Below are 15,712 nucleotides of genomic sequence, written 5' to 3'. Positions count from 1 at the left end.
CCCAGTTCGCCCGGCCCTGATCCTTCCCGTTCCAGGAGCAAGCACCTTGTCCGTCACCCCCGACCTCGTCGTCGTCGGCTCCGGCTTCTTCGGCCTCACCATCGCCGAGCGCTGTGCCACCGAGCTCGACTTGAAGGTCCTCGTCCTCGAGCGTCGCCACCACCTCGGCGGCAACGCCTACAGCGAGTTCGACGAGGAGACCGGCATCGAGGTGCACAAGTACGGCACCCACCTGTTCCACACCTCGAACAAGCGCGTGTGGGAGTACGTGAACCGCTTCACCGCGTTCACCAACTACCAGCACCGGGTCTTCGCGAAGTTCCAGGGGCAGGTCTACTCCTTCCCGATGAACCTCGGGCTGATCAACCAGTTCTTCGGCAAGTCGCACACGCCCGACGAGGCGCGTGCGCTGATCGCCGAGCAGGCCAGCGAGATCGCCACCGAGGACGCGCGCAACCTCGAGGAGAAGGCGATCAGCCTGATCGGGCGCCCGCTCTACGAGGCCTTCGTCAAGGGCTACACCGCGAAGCAGTGGCAGACCGACCCCACCGAGCTGAGCGCGGACATCATCACCCGCCTCCCGGTGCGCTACACCTTCGACAACCGCTACTTCAACGACGACTTCGAAGGCCTGCCGGTCGACGGCTACACCGCGTGGCTGGAGCGGATGGCCGACCACCCCAACATCGAGGTCCGCCTCAACACCGACTTCTTCGACGTGGCCGAGGAGTTCAAGGGCAAGGTCCCGATCGTCTACACCGGCCCGGTCGATGAGTACTTCGGCAACTGCGAGGGCCGCCTCTCCTGGCGCACCATCGACCTCGAGGCGGAGACTGTCGACGTGGACGACTACCAGGGCACCGGCGTCGTGAACGCCAACGACCAGGAGGTCCCGTGGACGCGGGTGCTGGAGTTCAAGCACCTGCACCCCGAGCGCACCTACCTGCCCGGCAAGTCGATCGTGGTCCACGAGTACAGCCGCTTCGCCGAGGAGGGCGACGAGCCGTACTACCCGGTCAACACGGCCGCGGACCGCGAGAAGCTGCTGAAGTACCGCGACCTGGCCAAGAAGGAGCCGATGGTTCTCTTCGGCGGTCGCCTCGGCACCTACAAGTACCTCGACATGCACATGGCGATCGGGTCCGCGCTGTCGATGTTCGACAACCGCCTGCGCCCGCACTTCGCCGAGGGTGCCCCGCTGACCAGTGGCGGAGTGGATGAGTGACACCGAGCGCGCCGAGCGCGCCGAGCAGCGCCGGGAGCGACGGGCGTCCCGGCGCCAGGAGCGCGTGAAGCGCGAGTCCCGCGTCGTCGACGCCCCGCTCGCGCCGCCGTCGGCGAACAGCGGGCTGCTGGAGGTCTTCCGGCGCCGCTACCTGCTGAGCCTGCTCGTGCGCCGCGAGATCAGCGCGCGCTACCAGGGCTCGTTCCTGGGTCTGTTCTGGTCCTACATCCAGCCGGCCACCCGGCTGGCGATGTACTACTTCGTGATCAGCGTGATCCTCGACAAGGGGATCGAGAACTTCGCGATCCACCTGTTCGCGGGTCTGGTGATCGTGCACTACTTCACCGAGACCTTCGGCGCCGGCACGCACTCGATCGTGCGCAACAAGGCGCTGGTGCGGAAGATGGCCGTGCCACGGGAGATGTTCCCCGTGGCCTCGATGCTGACCTCCGCCTACCACGTGATCCCCGGCATGGTGCTGCTCGTCGCCTTCTGCGTGGGTCTGGGCTGGACGCCGGACCCCGTGGGCGTCGCCGCCGTACTGCTGGGGTTCACGCTGGTGGCGATCTGGGGGACCGGCCTGGCGCTGCTCTTCAGCGCCGCGAACGTCTTCTTCCGCGACTTCAGCAACGTCGTGCAGACGCTGACGCAGTTCACGACGTTCAGCGTCCCGATGATCTACCCCTACAGCATGGTCTCGGACCGGTTCGGGGAGTACGCGCAGTTCTACCTGTTCAACCCGATGGCCGAGGCGGTGCTGCTGTTCCAGCGCGGCTTCTGGGCCGGGACCACGAAGGACGTGGAGGCCACGCTGGCCGACCACTTCCCCGATGACCTGTTCCTCATCGGCTTCGCGCACGTCGGCGTCGCGCTGGTCTTCCTGGTCATCGCCCAGCTGGCGTTCACCCGCCTCGAGAACAAGATTCCGGAGCGTCTGTGATGACTGCTTCCATCGTCGCCGAGAACGTCACCAAGCAGTTCACGATCCGCTACCACCGCAGCATCAAGGAGATCACCATCGCGGCGGCTCGGCGCCAGCCGCTGAGCGAGTCGTTCAACGCCCTGGACGATGTCTCCTTCACCGTCGAGCAGGGCGAGTCGATCGGCCTGATGGGCCTCAACGGCTCCGGCAAGTCGACGCTGCTCAAGCTGGTCAACGGCATCATGCGCCCCGACTCGGGCCGGATGCTGACCCGCGGCCGGATCTCCGGGCTGATCGCCACCGGTGCGGGGTTCCACCCCCAGCTGACCGGTCGCGAGAACCTCTACCTCAACGCCGCGATCCTCGGCATGAGCAAGGCCGAGACCGAGCGCAAGCTCGACTCGATCGTGGACTTCGCCGACCTCGGCAAGTTCCTGGACTCCCCGGTGGGCAACTACTCCTCGGGGATGTTCGCCCGGCTGGGGTTCGCGATCGCGATCCACGTCGACTCCGACATCTTCCTGGCCGACGAGGTCCTCGCGGTGGGCGACAAGCCCTTCCGCCAGAAGTGCCTGGAGAAGATGCAGGAGATCCGCGACAGCGGCCGCACGCTCTTCTACGTCAGCCACTCCGCCGCCTCGGTGCGCCGCATGTGCGACCGGGTCCTGGTGCTCGAGAACGGACGCGTCGGCTTCGACGGCGGCGTCGCCGCCGGCATCCGCTACCTCAAGTACGACGACGCCTCGGGCTCCGACCCGGCCGACTCCGAGCTCGAGGACGAGATGGGCGCCGACATCTAGGCACCCCCCCACCCTTCGCCGAGTCGGCGCCAATGGCGCGCCGAGTCGGCGTGAATGGCGCATCGAGTCGGCGCTTGTGGTGACAGCTGCTGCGTCGTACGCCGGTACGCCGTACGCCGGCAACCATTGGCGCCGACTCGCGCCGCCACACGCGCCGAGTCGGGCAACCATTGGCGCCGACTCGGCGTGCGTGGGTCAGGCGGGGGTGTCGGTCAGTCCTGCGACTGCGACTGGGCGTCGTCCTGCCGGTCCTGCTTCTTCTTCAGCTGGGCCTGGGGTACGGCGGGGCGGCCGACGGCCATGTCGGGGGAGAGGCGCGGGAACTGGCGGCTGCCGATCTGCTTGCTCGCCGGGATCCGGGTGCCGACGCGGCGGCTGCCCTTCTTCACGATGTGGTCCCAGTTGTCCATGTACTGGCGCCACACACCCTTGTTGGAGATGTTGATCGTGTTCTCATCGCCGGCGTGCAGCGTGCCCTCGGCCCAGTTGGCGGTGCCGGTGTGCACGCGGTACGCCGACTTGTCCTTCCCGTAGTGGCCCTGCACGAGATAGAACTTGTTGTGCACGCGGATCTCGTACTCCTCGTCCAGGTCGAGGTTGAGGCGGCTGTCCCACAGCTTGATGCGCGGGTTGCGCTTCGTGGCGTCGGTGAGGAACTTGCGCAGCTCCGGGCCCGGGGCGCCGTAGACCATCGAGAGGTAGCAGCCGCGGTCGGCGAGCTGCACGAGCTTGCGAGCGATGTTGAAGCCGCGCTCGTTGTACCAGGCGAACATCGCGACGTTGATGACCGTGCGGCCGTTGCGGCCGGCACCGCCGGTGGCGCCGTAGCACTTGATCTTGTTGAGGTCGGCGATCACCGGGTCGCCGCTGCTGCGCTTGGGGTAGAACCGCACGAAGTACGGCCCGACGCGCCAGGCACGCAGGGACTCACCGGGGACCGGGCGATCGCGCGACATCTCCACGTGGACCTGGGCGAAGCGGGCGACGAGCTTGGGCCGGCCCTTGATCGTGACCAGGTCGTTCCAGCCCTTCTCCGCGCCACCGCGGTTGAGGTTGGAGGAGCTCACCATCACGACGTTCTTCGCCGTGCCGGTGTGGGTGAAGACGTAGAACTTGGAGTGGTTGTTGGCGATCTTGCCCCGGCAGCTGGCCTGGCAGTACGTCACGAAGCTGCGGTCCTTGCCCCAGCGGCGCAGGGTGCCGTCCTTGAACGTGCCCTTGCGCTTGGCGCGGTTGTCCCGGTTGAAGGCCGTGGCCAGGCGCCGGGACTGCGCGTTGTTGGCGTAGACGCCGTCGAGGACCATCTGCACCTGCACGCCGCGCTTGTGGGCGCGCAGCAGGTGGTCGACGGAGTCGCGAGCGTCCATCAGGTACGTCGAGATGTAGATGCGCGAGCCCTTGCGCGCGTTGGCGACCGCTGCGTCGACGTGGTTGACGATGCGCCACTTCGCGGCGTGGTCGGCGAGCGGGTCGTTGAACACCCCACCGCCCTTCGGCTGCCAGCCCTCGGCGTGGGCGGTCTGGGTCGAGGTGCCGACCAGCAGGGCCGGGACCATCACGAGGGTGGTGAGGAGCGCGACGAGACGGGACGAGAGCTTCATGAAACCGTTATTCCTTGCTCGCCCCGACGAGAGGGGCCTGGGAGAGTCGTTCCGGTGGTGCGTGGGGCCGGGTCGACGGACCTGCGGCACCTCGATCGACACTAACAGCCGAGACCATCTCGAGGTGCCGGTTCGAGGCCCTCCTGGCGTCAGCCCCGCCGCAGCACCCGCCGATAGGCACGGTGGGCGGCGCCGACCGCGCGGTTGCGCTTCGCCGTCTGCACCACCATGTAGCGGACCGGCTTCTCGCGGGCCGTGCGCGCGACCTCCTCGGCCCGGCGCAGGGCGACGAGGCGGCGGGCCATCTCGTCGAGGAGCCCGGCGATCGCGGCGACCCCCTCGGCGGCGAGGTCGGCCTCGCTGGGTGTCGGGATGGCGGCGGGCGCGTCGGCGGGGGCGGGCACGAGCTCGTCGAGGTCGCCCACGACGTCGTACCCCAGCTCGCGCAGATCGGCGACGATCTCGGCCGAGCGCTCACGGGCGAACGTGTCGGCCGCCTCGTCGAGCACCAGGCGGGTGCCGGGTCGGCCCGCGAGCAGCCGGTGCGCCAGCACGTTCTTGGCCAGCTGCGGGTAGGGGCCGGGCAGCGGGACCCGGTCGCCGAGCTCGGCGTTGACCCGTCGCAGCAGCTCGGCCTGCTCGAGGCCGAGGGAGGAGTTGGAGCGCGAGGCGCTGGTGTCGAAGGAGGCGGGGTCGACCCCGAGCAGCGTCGCGAACCGGTTCCACAGGGTCCCGGAGTCGGCGCCCGGCGGCGGGACGGTCACGACGTGGACCCGCTCGGCGGGGACGGTGGCGCCCCAGCGGCGCAGCACGTCGGCGAAGTCCTGGACCTGCCAGAACCAGGTGCGGTGCGCGCGGTCGGCGCGCAGGTCGTCGAGGAAGCGCTCCATGGTCACCGTGGAGCGGTGCTTGATGTGCTCCTGCCACTCGGCCGGCACCTGGCGGACCAGGTCGCGTGCGGTGAGCACGATGTGGACCTCGCGGTCGCCGAACGCGGCGACCGCGCGGCGGGCCTGCTCGGCGGTGGCGGAGGCGAAGAGCTCGTGGGAGATCAGCGTGTTGCCGGTCCACCCCTCGGCCTCGGCGACCAGCGCGGCCCAGCGGCCGGCGGCCTCCGGGGGCGCGGTCGGCGACGTGGCCAGGCCGCGCACGTCGAGGGTGGCGAGGTAGTGGTCGTGGAAGCGGCGCCCCGGGAGCAGCAGGCCCTGCTCCGCGGCGAGGGCACGCTGGTCCCACAGCACGTTCTGGAGGAACGTGGTGCCGGTCTTCGGGCTGCCGACGTGGAGGAAGACGGGACCACCCTGCGGCGCAGCCGCACTGCTCTGACTCACGGCGTCACCGTAGCGGCGGGGCCTCCGGCGCCGGCGGCCTGGTCGGCAGCTGCCGGTGCGGGTGCGTCCTGGGTCTCCCCGGTGGCGTCGAGGTCGACGTCGTTCCAGCGCGCGATGATGCGGCACACGGCCGGGTCCTCCTCGCGGAGCTTGGCCAGGCCGGGCTTGCCCGAGACCAGGTGGACGACGGTGCCCCCGGCCGCCTCGATCTCGGCGACGACGTCGTCGGGCTCGAGGAAGTTGCGTGGGTGCTGGCCGTACACGTGCGGTCGATCGCGGTCCTCGGGCGTGCGGAACTCCACGAAGAGGTGCCCGCCGCGGCGCAGCGCCATCGAGGCCAGGCGCCACAGGTTCTCGCGCCCGTGCGGCTCGAGGTTGTGGGGCAGGAAGCGCGCGAAGACGTCGGCAGGCTCCGGCAGGCGGCTCAGCCGCGCGCCGTACGCCATCACCTCGCGGGTGTCGTAGAGGTTGACCAGGTCCCACCGGATCGGCAGCGAGCGGTTCTCCGCGATCCGCTGGCCGCTGCGCACCGCGCTCACCACGTAGTCGAGGGCGAGGACCCGCCGCCCGCGCTCGCTGGCGAAGAAGATCGCGTCGCGGCCGGTGCCCGCGCCCACGTCGACGATCGGGCGGGTGCTGGGGTAGTGGTTGGCGACCCAGCGGGCGAACGGCGTGGGCCGCTTCGGCACGGTGTGGCGCTGCTGGGAGTCGAAGGAGTCCCAGTGCTTGCGGTGGCTCACGAGCCCGCCGAACCAACCGCCCAGGCGACGCGTCAGCCCCCGCGGCGTCTCGTAGCGGAACGACGGGTCCGGGACCAGCCAGCCCTCGCCGTACGTCGCGGCGAGCAGCCGTTCGGGGTCGGCCGGCGCCGGCAGCTTGCGGCCCATCAGCTCGACGCTCCCGAGCGGCACGATCGCCTCACGCGGCATCGGGAAGCCCGTGTCGGAGGGGATGTAGAGGCTGCTCTCGACCCAGTGGGCGGTGAACACGTCGATGAAGCGCGAGGAGCCGTCGCTGAGGCGCAGCCGCACGTTGAGCCGCACGCCCGAGCCGCGCCGCACCAGCCAGCCTGCCTCGCGCAGCGCGCGCTCGACGCGGTAGCCCTCGCGGACCACGTCGACGGGGGTGGGGTGCTCGCTGAGGTAGGCGACGTCGATGTCGTTGTCGTGGCCGATCAGCCGGCCGTTGCGCACCGCGCCGAGGAGCGTGCCGTAGCAGATGAACGCCGGCACCCCGGCCTTCTCCTGCAGGTCCTCCAGCAGCCGCGCGGTGTGGTCCATCAGTTCGTCGATGACCGAGCCGGACTCGCTGGACAGCGGGCGGATCAGCTGGCCCCACTTGTCGAGGATCAGCGCGTGGCCGTCGGAGTCGACGATGCGCACCTCGAGGTCGTCGCGGCCGCCGAAGACGTGGCGTGTGCGTCCGCGCTCGGTGCCGCTGAGGTGCTCGCGCAGCACGATCTCCGCGCGGCCGAGCAGCCGGCGCTGGATCGCCTTCGGCCAGGCCACCCGGCGGGCGCCACGGGTGTCCTGCGCGGGGGTGAGCGACCAGACGTGGTCGCCGTTGATGAGCACGTCGTACGTCGTGGCCGGGTCGAGGCCGGCGGGCAGCAGCAGCCACTCGTCGTCGGCGGCCATGCCGTCGGTGGTCTGGAACTCCTGGGCGGTGCTCATCGCTCGGCCCCGCCCCGCAGCCGGGCGCGGACCCGGTCGGGCACCTCGCGCAGCCCCTCGGCCCCTCGGCGTACGGCGAAGCGCACCGGCTGCGCCTCCAGCTCGGCGACGCGCGCCTGCGCGGCGGCGAGCGCGGCGCTCAGCTCCCGCTCGCGGGCCTCGGCGTGGCGCAGCTCGGTGCGGGTGGCCAGCCAGCGCTGGGCGACCTCGTTGAGTGCCTCGGCCGCGGTGTCGAGGATCTCCTCGGCCGGGACCTCGGCGGGCTGGCGCCCGTCGGCGAAGATCGGCGCGAGGTCGCCGAGGTCGCCCACGACGTGCGCCCCGGAGGCGGCGATGGAGGCCTGGTGGCGGGCGGCCACCTCGCGGATCCAGCCCTGCTGGTCGGCCGGCACCGCGACCCGCGACTCCAGCCGGCGCCGGTGGGCGAGCACGTCCTTGCCGAGGGCCTGCTTGAAGCCGGAGCGGTACTCGGTGTAGCCGAGGCCGTCGCGGCGGGTGAGCGGGTTGACCCGGCGCATCAGCTCGGCCGACTGGAGCCCGAGGGACTCGTTGGCGTCGCGCTCGCCCTCCTCGGCGAAGCGCGCCGCGTCGAAGCCGAGCACCTGCGCCATCCGCTCCCACAAGACGCCCGGGTCGGCGCCGGGGTGGGGGAGGGTGACCACGTGGGTGTGCTCGGCGCCGACGATGCCCGACCAGCGCGTGACGATGTCGGTGAGGTCCTGCTGGGCCCAGAAGTGGCTGCCGGCGGGGGTCTCCCGCGTGGTCGGGGAGCCGAGCTGGGTGAGGAAGTCCTGCCAGGCCCACTCGCGGCGGTTCTGCAGGTACTCCTGCCAGGCGGCGGCGACGGTGCGCCCGAGGTCGCGGGCGGTGATGACCACCTCGACCTGGGCCGGGGCGACATCGGCGACGATCCGCTCGATGGTCTTCTCGTCGGCCGCGCACAGCCACTCCATCGAGACCACCGACGCACCGGGCCACGCGGCCATCTCCTGGCGCAGCCGCTTCCAGGCGCCGCGTCGGTCCCGTCCGCCCCGGATCCGGCGCAGGTCGCGGACCGCGAGCACCTGGTCGCCCCAGTTCTGCCCGGGGAACAGCAGACCGGCCTCCTGCGCGAGCTGCTCCTTGTTGGCCAGCAGGCGTCGCTGGACGTAGGAGGTGCCGCTCTTCGGCACGCCGATGTGGAGGAAGATCCGGTCACTCACCGGCATACCGTAACGGCCGGTCGCCGCCCGGACGGACACGCGGGGCCGTCCCGGCGTACGACGTGTCAGGGGCGCAGTCGGCGCCGCGCCCGGCGCAGGGTGCGGCGGGCCAGCGCGGCCGGGGTCCGCCGGGCCAGGGCGTCGCGCTCGCCGCTGACCTCGCGGACGTCGCGGATCATCTGCTCGATGGCGACGACGGCGGCGTCCAGCATCTCGGCGTCGGTGACGTCGTCGGGGTGCGGCCGGGCCGGCTGCTCCGCGGGCGGGATCAGGTCCCGGAGGTCGCCGACGACCGGGTAGCCGGCCTCCTTGATCGCCCGGACCATCCGCCGCGAGCGGCGGCGCAGCCGCAGGGCGTCCTCGTCGCGCAGCCCGAAGCGCTCGCCGCGCTGCGGGCCGAGGACCTCGTGGCCGAAGTACTGGCGCACCCAGCGGTGCTGGACCGGGCGCTCCTGGAGGGGGCCGGTCAGGTGCGGCTTGAGCCGGTGCAGCAGGGCGGCCTGCACCGCGCCGAGGGACTGGTTGTCGAAGACCTGCTCCATGTCGAAGTCGCCGTCGTCGATGCCGGTCACCTCGCACCAGCGTCGCCACAGCAGGTCGCGCGGGGCGCCGGGCGGGGGGACTGTCACCACGTGGACCCGCTCGACCGGGACCGCGCTGGACCAGGCGCGCAGGATCGCCGGGACGTCCTGGCTGTTCCAGCTCCAGGCGCCGGGCAGGTCGTGGGCGAAGGCCCGGCGCATGAACTCATCGAGGGAGTCGGTGGAGTCCATCTTGAGCGCCTCCTGCCACACGGCGGGGAACTGGCGCACGTAGTCGCGTGCGGTCACCACGACGTGCACCTCGGCGGGGGCGAGCGCCTCGACCGCCGCCCGTGCCTGCCGGGCGGTGGCCATCGAGAAGAACTCGTGGCTGACGACGCCGTCGCCGGACCAGGCGGCGAGCTCGCGCACGATCCGCTCCCAGCTCGCGCCGTTCTCGCCGAGTGCGGACGGCGACGCCCCGCGGACGACCTGGGAGGCGTGGTAGTGGTCCATCCGCCGCCGGCCGGGGTAGAGGAACCCCTGGGCGCGCAGCTGGTCGCGGTTGTTCCACATCGTCGTCTGCAAGAACGTCGTCCCCGACTTGGGGACACCGACGTGGAAGAACACCCGGCGTGCCATGGCACGTCCTCCTGTTGATCGCGCTGAAGATCGTCGTGGAGCAGAGGACGTCACCAGGATGCGGAGTACTTCTCCAGTGACTCGCGCAGCTTCGCCTCGTCGCGCTGGGCAACGGGCACCAGCAGCTCCTCGACGATATCGGTGAGCTCCGCGACGCGGCGGTGCAGCCTCCGGGTCTCCTGGACCTCGGCCTCGAGCTCGTCGATGCGGGCGTGCAGCTCCGCGATCGCGCGTCCACGGGTAAGGGCCTCGCGCACCCGGCCCAGCGAGCCGCCCGATCGGCCCGAGCGGGGAGCCTGTGTCGAGGGGTCGTGCGGAGCGTTCATCGAGGTCTCGCCTTCCGTGGTGCTTGGGGCCGTCAGGCTACACGGACGCGCGGACGTCCCGGGCCCTCGCGCCGCCCCGCTCGGCGCTAGCCTTGCCCGGTCCGCCCGTCCGGGTGCGACCCGAGCACGAAGGGAACCCCATGATCGGAATGGTGCTGGCGGCCGGTTGGGGCCGTCGCCTGCGACCGCACACGGACGCGCTGCCGAAGGCGCTCGTCCCGGTCGACGGGGACACCACGATCCTCGACATCTCGCTGCGCAACCTGGCCGCTGTCGACCTGCGGGACGTGGTGGTCGTCGTCGGCTACTTCGCCGAGGCCGTCGAGGCCCGGCGCGCGGCGCTGGAGAAGAAGTACGGCGTGCGCCTGACGCTGGTGCACAACGACAAGGCCGAGATCTGGAACAACGCCTACTCCATGTGGGTGGCACGCGAGCACATGAGCGACGGCGTGCTGATGGTCAACGGCGACACCGTGCACCCGGTGTCGGTCGAGGAGGCGATGCTCGAGGCCCGCGGCCCCGAGGTGCTGCTCGCGCTGGACACCGAGAAGGTGCTCGCCGAGGAGGAGATGAAGGTCCGCGTGGACGCCTCCGGCAACGTCACCCGGATCACCAAGCTGATGGACCCGGCCACGGCGTACGGCGAGTACATCGGCGCCAGCCTGATCGAGGCCGCCGCGGTGCCGCGGCTCGCCGACGCCCTCCAGGCGACCTTCGAGCGCGACCCGGACCTCTACTACGAGGACGGCTACCAGGAGATGGTCGACCGCGGCGACAAGGTCGCGACCGTCGCGATCCCCGCCGGGACCGAGTGGGTCGAGGTCGACAACGCCGCCGACCTGGCCCGGGCACGGGAGATCGCGTGCCGCTACTAGCGCGGATGCTCGCCAGCCCGCTGTTCGTGGAGGTACGCCGCGGCGCGGTCGACAACCTCGCGACCCTCCTGGAGGAGCGCCGGATCTCCAACGGCGGCAGCGTGCTGGTGGCCGTCGGGGCCTCCCAGGGGGAGGCGATCTGGGCCCGGATCGCCGACGGGCTGCCGAACGCCACCCTGTTCACCGTGCCCGACGCCAGCCTGGCCTCCGCCGGGCTGCTGCAGGAGGCGCTCGGTGCCCGCGGCTACGACGCGGTGGTCGGCATCGGCGGGGGACGCACCCTGGACGTGGCCAAGTACGCCGCGACCCGGGCCGCGGTGCCGATGGTCGCGGTCGCGACCAACCTGGCCCACGACGGGATCTGCTCGCCGGTGGCCTCGCTGGAGCACCCGCACGGCAAGGGCTCCTACGGCGTCGCGATGCCACTGGGCGTGGTGGTCGACCTCGACTACGTCCGCGCCGCGCCGCCGCGCCTGGTCCGCGCCGGGATCGGCGACGCGCTGAGCAACCTCTCCGCGATCGCGGACTGGGACCTGGCCGCCACCCAGCGCGGCGAGCACGTCGACGGCCTGGCGGTCGCCTTCGCCCGCTCCGCCGCGGAGGCGCTGCTGCACCACCCCGACGGCATCGAGAGCGACGAGTTCCTCGAGGTGCTGGCCGAGGCGCTGGTGCTCTCCGGCATGGCGATGTCGGTCGCGGGGACCTCGCGCCCGTGCAGCGGCGCGTGCCACGAGATCATCCACGCCGTCGACGAGCTGTTCCCCGGCACCGCCGACCACGGCGAGCTCGCCGGGCTCGGCGCGCTGTTCGCGACCTACCTGCGCGGCGACGAGGTGCTGCTCGAGCGGCTCGCGACCTGCCTGGGCCGCCACGGCCTGCCCCGCACGCCCGCCGACGTCGGGCTCAGCACCGAGCAGTTCGCCCGCGCCGTCGAGCACGCCCCGCGCACCCGCCCGGACCGCTACACGATCCTCGAGCACCTCGCGCTCGAGCCCGCGCCGCTGCGCGCCGCCGTGGAGGCGTACGCCGCCCGCATCGGCTGACCTGCCCGGCTCAGGCCGGCTCGTCCGCCTCGGCGGCCGCGGCCAGCTCGGCCTCGGCATGGCGCCGGAGCATCACCTGCTCGCGCAGCGTGATGCACTCGCGGACCATCGCGGCCAGCTCGGTGACGGCCGCCAGGACCGGGCGCTCCTCGCCGACCCAGCGCTCGGGGCTGGTGACCGGCGCGCCGCAGAACAGGTCGTCCTCGACGATGACGGTGCCGGGCGGGGCGTCGATCTCCGCACGCCAGCGGTGCTGGAGGTCCAGCAGCCCGTCGCGTGCGGTCGCCGCGGCGTCCAGCATCTCGGCGCGCTCGGGGTGGGCCAGCGCGACCGGGGCCTCGGGCGGGGGCGGGTCGACGGGCAGGTCGCTGGGGCGCCCGACGATGTGGGCGCCGCTCTCGCCGATCGCGTCGCGCACCCGCTGGTTCCAGCGCGCGGCCAGCGCCAGCCCGCGGCGGTTGAGGGTGATCTTGCGCTCGATCGAGGCCCGCGGGCCGAGGGTGCGCCGCCCCAGCTGCGACTTCACCACCCCGTCGTACGTCGCCCGGTCCAGCGGGCCGAGCTCGATGTTGATCAGCCGCAGCAGCTCCGCGGAGGCGTGGCCGAGCGAGGGGTTGACCGTGTGCGGGGGGAGCTCGGGGTGGCTCAGGCCGATCCCCACCACCTTGGCGAAGCGCTTCCACAGCAGCATCGGGTCCGACCCCGGCGGCGGCATCGTGATCACGTGCAGGTTGCGGGAGCCGACCAGGCCGCCCCAGACCTCCAGCATCCGCGGGACGCCCTGGGTGCGCTGGAACAACCGCTGCGCCGGGGTCTCGGCGGTGGCCTCGGGGTCGAGGGCGTTCTCGACGGCGAGGACGAAGTTGCGCCACGGCACGGCGCTGCCGGCCCGCGCGCTGGTCTGCCACTGCGTCGGGATCGCCGAGCGGGCGTCCCGGACCGCGAGGACGACGTGGACCTCGGCGTCGCCGAGGGAGTCGATGATCGCCGCGGCCTGCGCCGGCTCGGCATAGCTGAGGAACTCCATCGACAGGATCGAGCCGCGGCCGCGGTGCGCGGTCATCTCCTGCGCCATGGCGTACCAGGGAGAGGTGTCGACCTCGACCGGGGGAGCGCCGGCGCGGCGGATGCGGTGGGCCTCGAGGATCGAGGAGACCGCACGGTCCTGGTCGACCCAGTGCTCTCCGGGGAAGAGCCAGCCGGAGGCGGCGAGCTGCTCGCGGTTCTGCTCCAAGATCCCCTGGAGGAACGTGGTGCCGGTCTTCATCGTGCCGATGTGCAGGTAGATGCGGGGCCTCGAGGGGCTCGACCGACGCCAACCCAGATCGAACCGCATGGGCGGCAGGTTAGCAGCCGCGCTCGGCGCGGGCCGCCCGTCTACGGGCCGCGGACCCCGCCGGCTGCGCGCCGCGGGATGCCGCAGCGCGGTGCCCCGCTGCTACCGTGGGCCGGTCCATCCAGACCCGTGCAAGGCAAAGGAACACAGCGTGACCAACGCCCCCGCAGAACAAGAGGTGCGCACCGGGCAGGACGGGTTCCGCATCGTCCAACGCGTGCTCATGCGCCCGGACCAGGAGCTCGACGTCCAGGCCCTCTACCTCGGTGGTGTGTCCGGTTTCGGCGGCGGCGAGTCCGAGACCCGCCAGTCGGGCAAGGACCACGAGGGCGACGACGACGACAGCGCCGCGTCCTACGAGGCCGACCGCGGCATGACCGGCTTCGGCCGGGTCAGCGCCGTGGGCCACGCCGTCGCCGAGCCCGCCAAGCGGCTCACCCTCGGCACGTACTTCAACGCGTTCCCGGCGAGCTACTGGCGGCGCTGGACCGAGTTCGAGTCCGTGCGCCTGACGCTGCGCGTGCGCGGCCGCGGCTCGATCGTGGTCTACCGCTCCACCTCCAAGGGCCACGTGCTGCGCGCCCGGTCGATCAACGTCGACACCGACGTGGCGGAGACCAAGGTCGTCGACCTCGAGCTCAAGCCGTTCATCGACGGCGGCTGGTACTGGTTCGACCTGGAGGCCGGCGACGAGGAGCTGGTGCTCGAGGACGCGAACTGGGGCTTCGAGACCGAGAAGACCACCCCGGGCCGCCTCACCATCGGCATCACGACGTTCAACCGCCCGCAGTTCTGCGTCGACCAGCTGCTCAACCTGGCCACCGACCCGGCGGTCCTGGAGATCCTCGACGAGGTCATCGTCGTCGACCAGGGCACCCAGCAGGTCGAGGACAACGCCGACTTCGAGCGGGCCGCGAGGGCGCTGGGCGCCAAGCTGCGCGTGATCAAGCAGGCCAACCTCGGCGGCTCCGGCGGCTTCTCGCGGGCCATGAACGAGGGTGTCGAGCGCGGCACCTCCGACTACGTCCTCCTCCTCGACGACGACGTCGTGTGCGAGCTCGAGGGCATCCTGCGCGCGGTGGCCTTCGCCGACCTCAACAAGACCCCCACCATCGTCGGCGGGCAGATGTTCAGCCTCTACGACCGCTCGGTGATGCACGCCTACGGCGAGACGCTGGCGCCGTGGAAGTGGTTCTGGGGCCCGGCGCCGTCGACCGTGCACGGGCACAACTTCGCGAAGCGCTCGCTGCGCTCGACCTCCTGGCTGCACCGCCGTGTCGACGTCGACTTCAACGGCTGGTGGATGTGCCTGATCCCGACCTCGGTGATCAAGGAGATCGGCCTGTCGATGCCGATGTTCATCAAGTGGGACGACGCCGAGTTCGGCGTGCGTGCCCGCGCGGCCGGCTTCCCGACCGTCACCATGCCCGGTGTCGCGGTCTGGCACGTGCCGTGGACCGAGAAGGACGACACGCTCGACTGGCAGGCCTACTTCCACGAGCGCAACCGCCTCGTCTCCGGCCTGCTGCACTCGCCGTACGAGCGCGGTGGCCGCCTGGTCATGGAGAGCTTCGAGAACCACGCCAAGCGCATGGTCTCGATGCAGTACGGCACCGGCGAGACCATCCTGCTGGCCCTCGAGGACGTCCTGGCCGGCCCGGAGCGGATGCACCGCGACATGACCTACCGGGTCAAGGAGATCCGCGAGATCCGCGCCCGCTACGGCGACGGCGTGGCCAAGCCCGGTCTCGACGAGTTCCCGGCCCCGCGACGCAAGAAGCCCCCGCGGAAGGGCCGTGCGGTCGTCTCGCCGACCACCACCGTCGGCAAGGTCAAGACCGCTGCGGTCGGCCTGCTGCGCCAGGTCCGTCCGGTGCGCGAGCTCGCTCACGAGCACCCGGAGACGATCATCCCGCACGTGGACCAGCGCTGGTGGCGCCTGGCCCAGCTCGACTCGGCGGTCGTGTCGTCGGCCGATGGCATGACCGCGGCCTGGTACCGCCGTCAGCCGGCCGAGTTCCGCAGCCAGATGCTGCGTTCGGCCAAGCTGCACGCCCGGCTGCGCCAGGAGTGGCCCGCCCTCGCCGAGCGCTACCGCGAGGCGATGCCCGAGCTGACCTCCCCGGAGACCTGGAAGCAGACCTTCGAGGGCCTCGAGGACACCTACCGCGACTGAGCACCACCGCACGGCTGCACCGCTCCACCCCAGACGCCC

At 71.6% G+C, this 15,712-nt stretch carries 13 protein-coding genes; 6 read left to right on the top strand and 7 right to left on the bottom strand.

All coding sequences use genetic code 11. The features are described 5' to 3' along the window. Positions 1 to 46 precede the first annotated feature (46 nt). The 3 genes from glf to GFH29_RS15235 are packed head-to-tail and all read left to right on the top strand — an operon-like array spanning position 47 to position 2,947. Positions 47 to 1,225 (top strand): UDP-galactopyranose mutase, encoded by a 1,179-nt coding sequence (gene glf, locus GFH29_RS15245; protein ID WP_228387529.1) that lies wholly within the window; start codon positions 47 to 49, stop codon positions 1,223 to 1,225. After that, positions 1,218 to 2,165 (top strand): ABC transporter permease, encoded by a 948-nt coding sequence (locus GFH29_RS15240; RefSeq protein WP_153324652.1) that lies wholly within the window; start codon positions 1,218 to 1,220, stop codon positions 2,163 to 2,165. Before glf ends, GFH29_RS15240 begins: the two co-directional genes overlap by 8 nt. Further along, on the top strand, positions 2,165 to 2,947 hold the full coding sequence (locus tag GFH29_RS15235; protein ID WP_153324651.1) for an ABC transporter ATP-binding protein: 783 nt from the start codon (positions 2,165 to 2,167) through the stop codon (positions 2,945 to 2,947). The genes GFH29_RS15240 and GFH29_RS15235 overlap by 1 nt, the downstream gene beginning before the upstream one ends. A gap of 212 nt (positions 2,948 to 3,159) precedes the next feature. Here GFH29_RS15235 and GFH29_RS15230 read toward each other — a convergent pair whose 3' ends face one another. From GFH29_RS15230 to GFH29_RS15205, 6 genes are all read right to left on the bottom strand, one after another. Then, positions 3,160 to 4,548: a phospholipase D-like domain-containing protein gene (locus GFH29_RS15230; RefSeq protein WP_153324650.1), complete on the bottom strand. Its 1,389-nt coding sequence runs from the start codon at positions 4,546 to 4,548 to the stop codon at positions 3,160 to 3,162. Positions 4,549 to 4,697: 149 nt separating this feature from the next. Further along, a complete protein-coding gene (locus GFH29_RS15225) occupies positions 4,698 to 5,879 on the bottom strand; it encodes a hypothetical protein (RefSeq protein WP_153324649.1) in 1,182 nt (393 codons plus the stop codon). After that, positions 5,876 to 7,552 (bottom strand): class I SAM-dependent methyltransferase, encoded by a 1,677-nt coding sequence (locus tag GFH29_RS15220; protein WP_153324648.1) that lies wholly within the window; start codon positions 7,550 to 7,552, stop codon positions 5,876 to 5,878. The genes GFH29_RS15225 and GFH29_RS15220 overlap by 4 nt, the downstream gene beginning before the upstream one ends. Continuing rightward, entirely contained in the window at positions 7,549 to 8,754 is a 1,206-nt protein-coding gene (locus GFH29_RS15215; protein WP_153324647.1) for a hypothetical protein, read from the bottom strand. The genes GFH29_RS15220 and GFH29_RS15215 overlap by 4 nt, the downstream gene beginning before the upstream one ends. Before the next feature lie 65 nt (positions 8,755 to 8,819). Continuing rightward, positions 8,820 to 9,917: a hypothetical protein gene (locus GFH29_RS15210; protein WP_153324646.1), complete on the bottom strand. Its 1,098-nt coding sequence runs from the start codon at positions 9,915 to 9,917 to the stop codon at positions 8,820 to 8,822. A gap of 50 nt (positions 9,918 to 9,967) precedes the next feature. Next, positions 9,968 to 10,243 (bottom strand): DUF6752 domain-containing protein, encoded by a 276-nt coding sequence (locus GFH29_RS15205; RefSeq protein ID WP_228387528.1) that lies wholly within the window; start codon positions 10,241 to 10,243, stop codon positions 9,968 to 9,970. A 140-nt stretch (positions 10,244 to 10,383) separates the two neighbouring features. Here GFH29_RS15205 and GFH29_RS15200 point away from each other — a divergent pair, with 140 nt between their 5' ends. Then, positions 10,384 to 11,118, top strand: coding sequence for a sugar phosphate nucleotidyltransferase (locus GFH29_RS15200; RefSeq protein WP_153324645.1), 735 nt, complete (start codon positions 10,384 to 10,386; stop codon positions 11,116 to 11,118). 5 nt (positions 11,119 to 11,123) lie between these two features. Further along, the gene (locus tag GFH29_RS15195) at positions 11,124 to 12,161 is read left to right on the top strand and encodes an iron-containing alcohol dehydrogenase family protein (RefSeq protein WP_153324644.1); all 1,038 of its coding nucleotides are present in this window, start codon (positions 11,124 to 11,126) and stop codon (positions 12,159 to 12,161) included. A gap of 10 nt (positions 12,162 to 12,171) precedes the next feature. Here GFH29_RS15195 and GFH29_RS15190 read toward each other — a convergent pair whose 3' ends face one another. After that, entirely contained in the window at positions 12,172 to 13,497 is a 1,326-nt protein-coding gene (locus tag GFH29_RS15190) for a hypothetical protein (protein WP_153324643.1), read from the bottom strand. A 151-nt stretch (positions 13,498 to 13,648) separates the two neighbouring features. Between GFH29_RS15190 and GFH29_RS15185 the strand changes: the two genes are divergently transcribed. Beyond that, a complete protein-coding gene (locus tag GFH29_RS15185; protein ID WP_228387527.1) occupies positions 13,649 to 15,673 on the top strand; it encodes a glycosyltransferase in 2,025 nt (674 codons plus the stop codon). Positions 15,674 to 15,712 lie beyond the last annotated feature (39 nt).

Source organism: Nocardioides sp. dk884 (assembly GCF_009557055.1).
Taxonomy (GTDB): Bacteria; Actinomycetota; Actinomycetes; order Propionibacteriales; family Nocardioidaceae; genus Nocardioides.
Note: the sequence above shows the minus strand (reverse complement) of the source record. Positions and strands in the feature narration are given on the sequence as shown.